The 12,960-nt window shown below is 62.9% G+C and carries 10 protein-coding genes; 6 read left to right on the plus strand and 4 right to left on the minus strand.

Annotation, left to right across the window (positions count from 1 at the left end):
* Nucleotides 1-6: 6 nt before the first annotated feature.
* The gene (gene sthA / locus EN859_RS12445) at nt 7-1,395 is read right to left on the minus strand and encodes a Si-specific NAD(P)(+) transhydrogenase (protein WP_127854541.1); all 1,389 of its coding nucleotides are present in this window, start codon (nt 1,393-1,395) and stop codon (nt 7-9) included.
* A gap of 202 nt (nt 1,396-1,597) precedes the next feature.
* On the opposite strand from sthA, the gene EN859_RS12450 reads away from it, so the two are divergent.
* The 3 genes from EN859_RS12450 (at nt 1,598) to EN859_RS12460 (ending at nt 3,999) form a co-directional block, all read left to right on the plus strand.
* Nucleotides 1,598-2,068, plus strand: coding sequence for an RDD family protein (locus EN859_RS12450; RefSeq protein ID WP_127854392.1), 471 nt, complete (start codon nt 1,598-1,600; stop codon nt 2,066-2,068).
* 139 nt (nt 2,069-2,207) lie between these two features.
* On the plus strand, nt 2,208-2,972 hold the full coding sequence (locus EN859_RS12455) for an arginyltransferase (RefSeq protein WP_127854393.1): 765 nt from the start codon (nt 2,208-2,210) through the stop codon (nt 2,970-2,972).
* 130 nt (nt 2,973-3,102) lie between these two features.
* A complete protein-coding gene (locus EN859_RS12460) occupies nt 3,103-3,999 on the plus strand; it encodes a DMT family transporter (RefSeq protein ID WP_127854394.1) in 897 nt (298 codons plus the stop codon).
* On the opposite strand, the gene EN859_RS12465 is transcribed toward EN859_RS12460, so the two are convergent.
* On the minus strand, nt 3,987-5,207 hold the full coding sequence (locus EN859_RS12465) for an AI-2E family transporter (protein WP_127854395.1): 1,221 nt from the start codon (nt 5,205-5,207) through the stop codon (nt 3,987-3,989). The genes EN859_RS12460 and EN859_RS12465 overlap by 13 nt on opposite strands.
* Before the next feature lie 162 nt (nt 5,208-5,369).
* The gene (gene parC, locus EN859_RS12470) at nt 5,370-7,622 is read right to left on the minus strand and encodes a DNA topoisomerase IV subunit A (RefSeq protein ID WP_127854396.1); all 2,253 of its coding nucleotides are present in this window, start codon (nt 7,620-7,622) and stop codon (nt 5,370-5,372) included.
* Between the two features lie 332 nt (nt 7,623-7,954).
* On the opposite strand from parC, the gene EN859_RS12475 reads away from it, so the two are divergent.
* Entirely contained in the window at nt 7,955-9,145 is a 1,191-nt protein-coding gene (locus tag EN859_RS12475) for a hypothetical protein (protein ID WP_127854397.1), read from the plus strand.
* A gap of 83 nt (nt 9,146-9,228) precedes the next feature.
* On the opposite strand, the gene aspS is transcribed toward EN859_RS12475, so the two are convergent.
* Nucleotides 9,229-11,019: an aspartate--tRNA ligase gene (aspS, locus tag EN859_RS12480; protein WP_189501935.1), complete on the minus strand. Its 1,791-nt coding sequence runs from the start codon at nt 11,017-11,019 to the stop codon at nt 9,229-9,231.
* A gap of 199 nt (nt 11,020-11,218) precedes the next feature.
* Between aspS and EN859_RS12485 the strand changes: the two genes are divergently transcribed.
* Both EN859_RS12485 and EN859_RS12490 read left to right on the plus strand, forming a co-directional pair.
* Nucleotides 11,219-11,593, plus strand: a complete 375-nt coding sequence (locus EN859_RS12485) for a hypothetical protein (RefSeq protein ID WP_127854399.1) — start codon at nt 11,219-11,221, stop codon at nt 11,591-11,593.
* Between the two features lie 75 nt (nt 11,594-11,668).
* Nucleotides 11,669-12,952 carry an MFS transporter gene (locus EN859_RS12490; RefSeq protein WP_127854400.1) on the plus strand — a complete coding sequence of 428 codons (1,284 nt, stop codon included), beginning with the start codon at nt 11,669-11,671 and terminating at the stop codon, nt 12,950-12,952.
* The last annotated feature ends 8 nt before the right edge of the window (nt 12,953-12,960 follow it).

Here is a 12,960-nt window from a genome sequence, read left to right on the forward strand (position 1 = left end):
GGGGTTTTATCCCCGCCCCATCCTGTTCCAGGCATCCAGTCCGGCGATCTTGTAGGCTTCGGCCAGCGTCGGATAGTTGAAGGTGTTGTTGACAAAAAAATCGACGGTGCCGCCGAGATTGATCACCGCCTGGCCGATGTGAATGAGTTCTGTCGCGCCCTCGCCGACGATATGGGCGCCGAGCAGGCGGCGCGTTTCGATCGAGAACAGAAGCTTCAGGAAGCCGGTGTTGACGCCCATGATGTGGCCACGCGACGTCTCGCGGAACCGCGCCACGCCGACCTCGTAGGCGGCGCCGCTCTCGCGCACCTGTTCCTCGGACTGGCCGACGGTGGAGATTTCCGGCACGGCATAGATGCCGTAGGGAAAGGTCTCCGGCGGCGGCGGCAAGGGCACGCCGAAGGCATGGCAGGCGGCCACCCTGCCCTGCTCCATCGAGGTGGAGGCAAGGCTCGGGAAGCCGATGACGTCGCCTGCGGCATAGATGTTCGGCGCGCTGGTCTGGAAGGTTTGCGGGTCGACCTTGATGCGGCCCCTGGAGTCGGCCTCGATGCCGACTGCGTCGAGGCCGAGGCTGCCGACATCGCCGGTGCGGCCGGCGGCATAGAGCACGATCTCGGAGCGTATGGTGCGGCCGTCGGCAAGCGTCACCTCCGCGTAGTCGGGCTTCGAGGCGATCTCCTTGACCGTGCTGCCCAGCCGGATCGTCATGCCGCGGTCGCGCATCTGATGGATGAAATCATCGACGATCTCGCGGTCGACGAAGTCGAGGATGGTGTTGCGCGGTTCGACCAGCGTCACCGGCACGTCGAGTGCCGAAAAGATCGTCGCGTACTCGACGCCGATGACGCCGGCGCCGATCACCGTCAGCGTGCGTGGCAGGCGGTCGAGCTCCAGCATCTCGTCGCTGTCGAAGACGCGGGTCTTGTCGAAAGGTACGTCGCGCGGCCGGTGCGGCCGTGTGCCGACCGCGATCAGCGCATTCGCAAAGCCGACCTCGCTGTAGTCGCCGGTATCGGTGGTCAGGCTGACCTTGTTGGGGCCGAGGAACTTTACCGCGGCGCGTAAACTCTTGACCGTGTTGCGCATGAACTGGTGCTGCAGCACCTCGACCTCGTGGTCGAGCGTCTTGTGCAGGCGCTCGACCAGATCGCCGACAGAAATGTCCTGCTTGACGCGGTAGCCGCGCCCGTAGAAACCACGCTCGCGCCAACCAGAGAGGTTGAGCACCGTCTCGCGCAGTGTCTTCGACGGGATGGTGCCGGTGTGCACGGAGACGCCGCCGAGACGCCGGCCCCTGTCGACCACCAGCACCGATTTGCCGAGCTTGGCCGACTGCACGGCGGCGCGGCGCCCGGATGGCCCGCTGCCGATGACCAGCATGTCGTAGTCCATATCGCCCGCCCCCTGGCGCTCGTTGCTGCGCCGCAGCAAGCTAACGCTATCCGCGCCGCGAATTCAACCGGTTCAGACGGTGCCGGGCACGACTTCATCATCATGCCAGCGAAAGGTCTCGATCTTGATTCCGCCGCAGGCCTCACCATTTCAAAAGCACTGAGCCCGCACCCTACGTCGGGCCCAATTACAAGGACATGACATGAGCGCGCGCGTACTTGATGGCGAAATCATCACCAGCAGGCTCGATGACATGCGCGCCTACCAAGGCGTGCGTACGCGGCGCGTACTGGCCTTCGTCATCGACTATTGCATCGTCGCGCTGCTCACCATTCCGTTTGCGATCCTGGTGTTTTTCCTCGGGCTGTTGACGCTCGGCCTCGGCTGGATGTTGTTTTCCATCCTCGTGCCGGCGGTGGCGATCCTCTACATCTGGAACACGCTTGGCAGTGCCGACCAGGCCACGACAGGCATGAAGATGATGGGCATCCGGCTCGACCGCCTCGACGGTACCCGAATCGACGGGCTGACCGCCGTCGTGCATTCGGTGCTGTTCTGGGCCGGCAACGTCATCCTGACGCCGCTGATTCTCCTGGTGAGCCTGTTTTCCGACCGCAAGCGCACGCTGCATGACCTGCTGCTCGGCACGGTGGTCAGCCGCAGCGATCGGTGAAACAGCTTTTTGCGAGTCGCCGCAGCCGCTTGTGCGCAAATATGAAGGCGTCCGGTCGACAACGCTTACACAATCCTGTTGAATTTTTCGCTGGCCGAGCCAAAGGTAGAGTGATTCACAGGAGTGTTTCCAGGCTTCGATGACGCAGCACCCGACCCAGTCGCCGCAGTTCTTCCTGACCGCGCCGTCGCCGTGCCCGTATCTTGAGGGCCAGTTCGAGCGCAAGGTGTTCACGCACCTGGTCGGCGACAAGGCACCCGAGATGAACGACCTCCTGACGCAAGGCGGTTTCCGGCGTTCGCAGAACATCGCCTACCGGCCAGCATGCGAAACCTGTCGCGCCTGTGTTTCGGTGCGTATCCTGGCCCAAGAATTCAGCGCCAGCCGCAACATGAGACGGGTGGTCCAGCGCAATTCCGACCTCGTCGGCGCCATGCACGACGCGCAGCCGTCGACCGAGCAGTATTCGCTGTTCCGCGCCTATCTCGACGCCCGCCACCGCCGTGGCGGCATGTCCGACATGACGGTGCTCGACTATGCCATGATGGTCGAGGACACCCATGTCGACACCAAGATCATCGAATACCGGCGCCGCGGCCCCGACACCTTCATCACTGGCAAGGGCCAGGGCGAGCTGATCGCGGTAGCGCTCACCGACAAGATGGCCGACGGATTGTCGATGGTCTACTCCTACTTCAATCCCGGTTTCGAGGATCGCTCGCTCGGCACCTTCATGATCCTTGACCACATCGCTCGCGCCAAGGCGATGGGCCTGCCCCATGTCTATCTCGGCTACTGGGTCAACGGCTCGCGCAAGATGAACTATAAGATGCGCTTCATGCCGCAGGAGCATCTCGGCCCGAAAGGCTGGGAACGCTACGACCACGAAGCGGTTTCGCGCTGAATAGTTTCTCCGAAACTGAACCCTGAACTTTTTCAAGGAAGAGGACGCTGGTCTTTCCGCTGTTTTGCGGGAGAGTGCGCGATCGCGCCGGCCTGACGCCTGCTTCCGAATTCATTGCGAGAATTGCCGCATGTCTTCCCACACCGACCACCAGAAGGGCCTTCTCGTCACCGCCATCGGCGGGCTGACGCTGACCGTCGACATTCCATTGATCCGGCTCGCCGACGGCGGCGCATGGACGATCCTGCTGCTGCGCACCGGCACCACCTTCGTCGCGTCACTGATCATCTGGGCCGTTTGGCGTTCGCTGAACAGGAACGCACCGCAGCTCATCCCCGGCTGGTCGGGACTCGTCGTCGCCACCATCTACGGGCTCGGCTCGATCGCTTTCGTCACTGGCGTCTTCAACACCTCGACCGCCAACCTCGTTTTCATCCTGGCCTTCACCACCATGTTTTCGGCCCTGCTGTCGTGGCTGTTCCTGAGGGAGAGGCCGAGGCCGCTTACGCTCGCCGCACTCGCGCTGATGATCGTCGGCGTCGCGATCATCGTCGGCGATTCGGTCGGCACCGGGCATCTGTTCGGCGACCTGATGGCGCTATGCTCGGCGTTGCTGATCGCCTCGGCCATCACCATCTCGCGTGCCAGCGGCAAGGACATGGGTTTCACCGCGCTGGTCGGCGTCATCCTGCCGTTTGCCGTCGCGGCGTTCATGGTCTCAAGGGCCGGGTTCCAGGTGAACGCGCCGTGGTGGATCATCTTCAACGGCGCCATCATCATGCCAATCTCGTTCTTCTGCCTCGCCAACGGGCCGAAATACATTTCCGGACCGGAGGTGGCGATGTTCTACCTGTTGGAAACCGTGCTGGCGCCGGTCTGGGTGTGGATGATCTTCGCCGAAACGCCATCGCGCAACAGCCTGATTGGCGGCGCGATCCTGATCGTCACGCTGGTCGCCCATTCGCTGTGGCAGTTGCATGAGGGGCGCAAGCGCCGCGCCACGCTTGCCGTCAGTCACCCGGCCTGAGACTTCTTGGACGCGCCGCGCTCGGCGACAACTTCGATCTGCGGCGGGCCATCCTCCAGCTCGGGGCCTGCCGCGGGCGCAAGTTCGTCGGCCAGTTCCACCTCGCGCAGCCACTCGCGCCAGATTGCGACCAGCAGCGCCATCAGCACCGGACCAATGAACAGGCCGAGAAAGCCCATGGTCTTGACGCCGCCGATCAGGCCGAAAAAGGTCGGCAGGAAGGGCAGCTTTATCGGCCCGCCGACCAGCTTCGGGCGCAAAGTCTTGTCGACGATGAAGAGTTCCACCGCACCCCAGATGAACAGCGCCAGCCCGGCCATCGGCGAACCGCTGGCGGCGAGGTAGATCGACACCAGCGTAAAAGACAGCGGCGCGCCGCCAGGGATCAGCGCCATCACACCGGTCAACGCGCCGAGCGTCACCGGTGACGGCACGCCAGCCAGCCAGTAGGCAACGCCCAGCACCAGCCCCTCGCCGATGGCGATCACGGTCATGCCGGTCACCGTCGAGGAGATCGTCGCCGGCACCACGCGTGAGATCCGCTCCCACCGTGTCGGCAGGATGCGCTCGCCCAAGCGGTCGACCTGCGCCGCAAAGGCCTCGCCGTCGCGATAGGCGAAGAACAGTGCGATCATCATGAACAGCAGCGTCAGCACAAGGCCGAAGGCGCTGCCGCCGGCGGCCAGCGCGCCGCGATAGATGCTGCCGATATTGGCGCCGCTGACCAGCTGGATCAGTTCGCCGATGCCGCCGGGATGGCCGAGATTGGTCGTCCACTGTTCGTTCAGCCATTCGCCGATCACGGGCATGGTGGCGATCCAGTGCGGCGTCACCGCGCCGTGCCGATTGGTCTCGATCGCCCAGCCGACCCATTCGCGAAGCTCGTTGATGGCGTAGGTCCCGGCGAGTGCGATCGGCACCACCAGGAAGGTAAGGATGAACAGGATCGCCAATGTCGCGGCGATGGTGCGGTTGCCGCCAACGCCGGCGAGCAGCCGCCGATAGAGCGGCCAGCTGGCGAAGGCGATGACGAGCGCGGCCAGCACCGGGAACAGGAAGCCGTGGAAGAAATAGACGCCGGCGGCGACAATCAGCACCAGCAGCCAGCGCGCCGCCGACAGCGGCGGGATGACCGCGGCCCTGAGCGGCGTCGACAGACCGAACAGGCGCTGCTGCCGTTGCGGTTTCTGGATTTCAGCCTGCTTCAAACGTCCATATCTCCCCGGCCCCGGCGATGCCGACGGCGTCGCCCACGTCGCTGTGCACGATCATAGTGCAGCAATCGTGACGGCAAGCCAAATGGTGATGGACAGTGAAGCTGCCAATCTCCCCCCTCGGGGCCCCTCGGGGGGAGATTGGCAGCTTTGCCGCTACCCGAACTTCCCCGTCCTCGGGAATCCCTTCGGCACCATGCGTCCAGCAGACGCGCGGGCGCCGACCCATTCGGCCAGCTCCTCGCGCGATTTGACGAAGGTGCGGTCGGCCGAATCCTGCCAGGACAGGCCGCTTTCGAGCGTGAAGGTCTTGAGGTCAAGGACGCCACCATCCTTGTATTTCTGCAGGCGAACGCCCTTGCCGCGCCCCATCTCCGGGATCTCGGCCAGCGGAAAGACCAGCATCTTGCGGTTCTCGCCGACAATGGCGAGATGGTCGCCGGTGACCGGCACGCAGCGCTGGGCTTCGTCGAGTGCCTTGACGTTCATTACCTGCTTGCCCTTGCGCGTGTTGGCGACGACCTCTTCTTCCGGCACGATAAAGCCGTTGGCGTCGTGCGAAACCAGGAGCAGCTTGCGCTTCGGATCATGGACGAAGGCGGTGACGATGTCCTGGTCGTTGTCCATGTCGACGATGATGCGGATCGGTTCGCCATGGCCGCGCCCGCCGGGCAGCCGGTCAGCGCCGATCGTGTAGAACTTGCCGCCGGTGGTGAAGACCAGCACCTTGTCGGTGGTCTGGGCGTGGAAGGCGAGCTTAAGGCTGTCGCCCTCCTTGAAGGTCAGAGCCGAATGGTCGGTTAGGTGACCCTTCATCGCCCTCAGCCAGCCCTTTTCCGAGACCACCACAGTGACCGGCTCGCGCTCGATCATGGCATGGGCGATGTCGGTCAGGTCATGTTCGGGTGCGTCGGCGAACTGGGTGCGGCGCTTGCCGAGCTCGGTCTCCGGCCCGAATTTCTCACGGATGCTGGAGACTTCCCACTTGATCGTCGACCATTGCCTGGCATTGGACGCGAGCAGCGCCTCGATCTGCGTCTTCTCGGTGGTGAGGCCGTCGAACTCCTTGCGGATCTCGAATTCCTCGAGCTTGCGCAAGGCGCGCAGCCGCATGTTGAGGATGGCTTCGGCCTGGTTGTCGGTGAGCGACCAGCGGGCCATCATCACCTGCTTGGGCTCGTCCTCCTCGCGGATTATCTTGATCACCTCGTCGATGTTGAGGTAGGCGATCAAGTAGCCGGCAAGGATCTCCAGCCGCCGTTCGATCTCGGCGAGGCGATGCCTGGAGCGGCGGACCAGCACGTCGCGGCGGTGCTCCAGCCATTCCTTGAGCACGCCCTTCAGCGACAAGACGTTCGGCACCTTGCCGCGCGACAGGACGTTCATGTTGAGCGGGAAACGGCTTTCGAGCTCGGTCAGCCTGAACAGCGATTCCATCAGGATGCCGGGATCGACTGAACGGCTCTTCGGCACCAGCACGACACGGATGTCCTCGGCGCTTTCGTCGCGGATGTCTTCGAGCAGCGGCAGCTTGCGCGCCATCAAAAGCTCGGCGATCTTTTCGATCAGCCGGGCCTTCTGGACGCCATAGGGGATTTCGGTGACGACGATGCTCCAGGTGCCCCTGCCTTGGTCCTCCTGGCCCCATTTCGCCCTGACGCGAAAACCACCGCGGCCGGTCTCGTAGGCTTCGAGGATCGAGGCGCGGCTGTCGATGATGATGCCGCCGGTCGGAAAATCCGGGCCTTGCACGAAGTCCATCAGCGTCGTCACCGGCGCATCCGGATGCTCGATCAGGTGAAGGGCGGCGTCGCAAAGCTCGGCGGCGTTGTGCGGCGGGATCGAGGTCGCCATGCCGACGGCGATACCGGACGAGCCGTTGGCGAGCAGGTTCGGAAAGGCGCCGGGCAGCACGACCGGTTCCTCATCCTCCTCATTGTAGGTCGGCCGGTAGTCGACGGCATCCTCGGTGATGCCGGAGAGCAACTCGGTCGCCACGTCGGTCATGCGTGCTTCGGTGTAGCGCATGGCGGCGGCGTTATCGCCGTCGATATTGCCGAAATTGCCCTGGCCGTCGACCAGCGGGTAGCGCATCGAGAAATCCTGCGCCAGCCGTACCAGTGCATCGTAGATCGACTGGTCGCCGTGCGGATGGAACTTGCCCATCACCTCGCCGACGATGCGGGCGCATTTGGCAAAGCCCTGGTCAGGGTTGAGCCGCAACAGCCGCATGGCATGCATGATGCGGCGATGGACCGGCTTCAGGCCGTCCCGCACATCCGGCAACGCCCGGTGCATGATGGTCGACAGTGCGTAGGCAAGATAGCGCTCTTCCAGCGCCTTCTTCAGATCGACCGGTTCGATGTTATCGCCACCACCATCCTGAGGCGGCAAAAGCCTTTTTCCCATGCGGCTGGACTAACCGAGCGGGTGATTCGCGGCAAGAGGCGCCGGCCCTCCCCCGCGAAGATGCCGCTCCTTCTGCAACAAGAATTGGAAGCTTTGCCGCATCGGCCAACATCGGCTAGTTACATGCTGCCCCTAAGGCAAAGTACGACGTGCAGAAACCCGATCTTCATGACAAATTCACCGCATGACACAAAGACTTCCGATCGGATTTGCCTTTCGCCGCGATTTTCGACCATTGTTCGGGCAACGCCTTTTTCCCGTCCAGTTCGTCACGGAATGGTGATGGCGCAAAGAATGAAAAACAATTTTCAGGACCTCTCAGGGAACTCGCGATGACAATCCAACGCTCGACTCTCCACAGATTCGCTTTTTCAACCTTTTTGATGACGCTGCCGCTGAACGCGGCCTTTGCACAGGATACGGCAGTTGCCGACCGGCTGAAGGCAGCGCTTGCCGCCCAGGGTGTCGAAATCTCCTGGACCGGAGTGACCGGCGACAACTCGAGCATGGTGCTGCAGGGTGTGGCCGTCAAACCCGCTGCCGAAAAGGAAACGCTGCCGATTGGCGACGTCAAACTCGAAGGCGTGACCGAGGCCAATGGCGGCTATCAGATCGCAACAGTGACGACCTCGGCGTTCGAACGCAGCCAGGATGGCGTCACACTCGATCTCAGCCCCTTCGTCATCCATGACATGACGGTTCCGGCCGAAGGCGCCACCGGCCCGGTCGGTTCGCTGATGATGTACAAGTCGGCCGAACTCTCCAACATGACTGTCAAGGTCGCCGACAAGACGGCATTCTCGATGGACGGGCTTGCCATCGAAATCACCCCGCCGGCAGAGGGCAAGGCGATGGAGTTTTCCGGCACCACGGAAAAATTCAATGCCGACCTGGCGCTGGTCGACGACCCCAAGTCCAAGGAGGTCATCGACGCGCTCGGCTACCAGAACATATCCGGCAATTTCGCGTTGGCCGGTACCTGGCAGCCCAGCGACGGCAAGATGGAACTGTCGAAATACGACATCTCCGTCGATAATGCCGGCACCTTCGGCATGACCTTCGATCTCGGCGGCTACACGCTGGATTTCATCAAGTCGCTGCAGGAGATGCAGAAGAAGCTGGGCGCGCAGCCCGAAGGCGCCGACAACTCGGCGCAAGGCATGGCCATGCTCGGCCTGATGCAGCAGCTTTCGTTCAGCGGCGCCTCGATCCGCTTCGACGACGATTCGCTGACCAACAAGGTGCTGGATTATGTCGGCAAACAGCAAGGCATGTCCGGCAAGGACATCGCCAACCAGGCCAAGGCGATCGTGCCGTTCGGCATGGCGCAGCTCAACAATCCCGAACTGACGGCCGAAGTGACGGCTGCAGTCAGCAAATATCTCGACGATCCGCAAAGCCTCGAGATCTCGGCCGAGCCGCCAGCAGCGGTGCCGTTCGCACTAATCATGGCCGGCGCGATGGCGAACCCGCTCGACCTGCCGAAGACGCTCGGCGTGACGGTCAAGGCGAACGAAGACTGATCGAAGCGGCGTCAAGACATGAAAAAGCCCGGCAGCGATGCCGGGCTTTTTCGTCAATCGATAGAATCGCTTGCGCGAGGTTTTTAAACCTCTTTCTTGGCCACCGCGACGCGCAGCGACAGTTCGCGAAGCTGCTGCGGGGTGGCCTCCGACGGTGCGTTCATCAACAGGTCGTAGGCCTGCTGGTTCATCGGGAACATCGTCACCTCGCGTAAGTTCCTGGCGCCGACGAGGAGCATGACGACGCGGTCGATGCCGGCCGCCATGCCGCCATGCGGCGGCGCGCCATACTGGAAGGCGCGGTAGAGGCCACCGAACCGCGCCTCGATCGTTTCACGATCCAGACCGACGAGCTCGAACGCCTTGACCATGGTTTCGGGCAGATGGTTGCGGATGCCGCCTGAGGCGATCTCGAAACCGTTGCAGACCAGATCGTACTGGAAGGCCTTGATGCCGAGCGGATCCTCGCTGTTCAAGGCGTCGATGCCGCCCTGCGGCATCGAGAACGGGTTGTGGCCGAAATCGATGCGCTTCTCGTCCTCGTTCCACTCGTAGAACGGGAAGTCGATGATCCAGCACAGGTCGAAACGATCGCGATCGACGAGGTTCAGCTCCTCGCCGGCGCGAGTGCGCGCGGCGCCCGCGAAGGAGACGAACTTCTTCGGGTCGCCGGCGACGAAGAAGGCGGCGTCGCCATCGGCAAGGCCGAGCTGAAGGCGGATCGCCTCGGTGCGCTCCTCGCCGATGTTCTTGGCCAACGGCCCGGCGCCTTCGAGCTTTTCGCCCTCCTTGCGCCAGAAGATGTAGCCGAGGCCAGGCTGGCCCTCGCCCTGCGCCCACGAATTCATGCGGTCGCAGAAAGCACGTGAACCGCCGGTCCTGGCCGGGATTGCCCAGACCTCGGCCTTCGGATCGTTGGCGAGGATGTTGGCGAACACCTTGAAACCGGAATCGCGGAAATGATCGGAGACGGCCTGCATCTCGATCGGGTTGCGCAGGTCCGGCTTGTCGGTGCCATATTTGCGCATGGCGACATCATAGGCGATGCGCGGAAACTCCTGCGTCACCGGCTTGCCGGCGGCAAAGGTCTCGAACACGCCGCGCATCACCGGTTCCATGGTCGACAGCACATCGTCCTGCTCGACGAAGCTCATTTCCACATCGAGCTGGTAGAATTCGCCGGGCAGGCGGTCGGCGCGCGGATCCTCGTCGCGGAAACACGGCGCGATCTGGAAGTAGCGGTCGAAGCCCGAAACCATGATCAGCTGCTTGTATATCTGCGGCGCCTGCGGCAGAGCGTAGAAATTGCCGGGATGGATGCGCGACGGCACCAGGAAGTCGCGTGCCCCTTCCGGCGACGAAGCGGTCAGGATCGGCGTCGAGAATTCGGTGAACCCGACTTCGCCCATGCGCCTGCGCATTTCGGCGATGATCCTGGTGCGCGCCACGATGTTCTTGTGCAGCGTGTCGCGGCGCAGGTCGAGGAAGCGGTATTTGAGACGGATGTCCTCCGGATAGTCCGGCTCGCCGAACACCGGCAGCGGCAACTCCTTCGCCGCCGACAGCACCTCGATCTCGCGCGCGAAAATCTCGATCTCGCCGGTCGGCAGGTTCGGGTTGACCGTCTCCGGCAGGCGCGCCTTGACCTCGCCATCGACGCGGATGACCCACTCACCGCGCACGGTCTCGGCGATCTTGAAGGCCGGAGAATCCGGATCGGCGACGATCTGGGTCAGGCCGTAGTGGTCGCGCATGTCGATGAACAGCAGGCCGCCATGGTCGCGCACGCGATGGACCCAGCCCGACAGGCGAACGGAAGCGCTGACGTCGCTCTTTCTCAACTGGGCACAGGTATGGCTGCGGTAACGATGCATTGTCATTCGTAAAGTCCGGATTTTGGGTTGCGGCCGAAGCATGTCGGCCCGGCTCGAAAATTTGCGCGAAAAGCGCATGAGAGGCCGGCTTTGTCAAGGCAAGCGGCCCGTGACGCGCATCTCAGTTAGTACTTCGACCGCGCAACGGATGGCGGCTACCCGCCAACAGCGTTAGGCTTGCGGCAAACGAGATATGTGTATGGAAAACCTTCAGCGGAAGCTGCATATGACGCCCCAAGAGTGCAGCCGCATCGTCAAGCTGCTTGAGGCAGCTCGCATCAACGACTGGGATCGCTTCAAAGCACTTTCAGACGGTGATTTTGCGAACGACCAATCGATGCGGGAGCAGTTCGATGGCTCGCGGCTGATAATCGACTACGACCGGATAAACCTGGAGCAACAATTTGGCTTTGGTGTAAATTCCGACGGTTTTCGCCTCATCACCGGCCGGTTGGTCCCGCGCGATGATCAACGGCAACATGTAATCCTGACCATCTATAGCAAGAATCTAAACGACGGTACCTTTATAAGTGTATGGACTTTCCACGAGGATCTGGACGTATCCTCCATATAATTTGCCGGGAATTGCCGCTGGCATTGGCGAAGGCGATGGTTCAATAAGGACCTACGAAAAGCGATTGCCTTCTTCATGTCCTCCATCCGCCCGCTAATCCCGCTCCTTATCGCCGCCGGCATCCTGCTTGGCGGCAACGGCCTGCAGAGCACGCTGATCGCGCTGCGCGGCGCCCAGGAGGGATTTTCCGCCTCGATCATCGGCCTGATGGGCACGTTCTATTTTGCCGGCTTCCTGCTCGGCTGCCTCGCCGTCACCCACATCATGAAGGCCGTCGGCCATGTGCGCGCCTTTTCGGCGCTGGCGGCGATTGCCGCCGCCGGCACACTGCTTCTGGTGCTGGTCATCGATCCGGTGATGTGGTGCGCGATCCGCTTTGCCGGCGGGTTCTGCTTCGCCGGCCTGTTCACGATCATGGAAAGCTGGCTCAATTCCGGGGTCACCAACACCGACCGCGCGCGGGTGCTAGCCATCTACCGCATGGTCGACATCGGTTCGGTGACAGGCGCGCAGTTCCTGATCCCGATCTTCGGCGCCGGCGGTTTCACCATCTTCGCCATCATGTCGATGATGATCACCGTGTCCCTGGTGCCGGTTTCGCTCGGCGACCGCTCCAACCCGACGCCGCCGGAAGACGTCAAGCTCGACCTGGCGCGGGTCTGGCGGATCTCGCCACTCGGCTGCTTCGGCTGCATCGCCGTCGGCGTCACCAACAGCGCCTTCCGCACGCTGTCGCCGGTCTATGCCGAGCAGATCGGCATGTCTGTCGCTGACGTCGTTACCTTCGTCAGCGTCGGCATCTTCGGCGGCGCCATCATCCAGTACCCGCTCGGCTACCTCTCCGACCGCTGGGACCGGCGCTCCGTGCTGCTGATGACGACGTGCTGCGCGATGCTGGCCGCGCTGGCGCTGGTGTTCCTCGCGGGCGGCGACCCGTTCCTCAACTTCGTCACCGTCTTCATCTTCGGCTGCTTCGCCATGCCGCTCTACTCGCTATCGGCGGCGCATTCCAACGACCGCGCCGACAAGGGCGAGTTCGTCCTGATCAACGCGGCCCTGATGCTGTTCTATTCCTTCGGCGCCATCGGCGGCCCGTTCGCCGCCTCGACGGCGATGCAATATTTCGGGCCAGGCGCGCTGTTCGTGTTCAGCGCCATGGTCTACGCGATCTTTATCGTCGTCATCCTCTACCGGATGCAGGTGCGCTCCGGTGTGCCGGCGGGCAAGCGCAGCCGTTTTATCGCGCTTTTGCGCACGTCGACGATTTTCGCGCGGCTGGCCAGGCGCAGCGGTGATGCCGAGGTGCCCGTGGAGGTACCGATCAAGGCACAGCGGCTTGACGAAAGCCCGCGCGGCTGAAATTGAAA

Origin of the sequence: Mesorhizobium sp. M00.F.Ca.ET.216.01.1.1 (assembly GCF_004010325.2) — a bacterium.
In the GTDB taxonomy this organism is placed as follows: domain Bacteria; phylum Pseudomonadota; class Alphaproteobacteria; order Rhizobiales; family Rhizobiaceae; genus Mesorhizobium.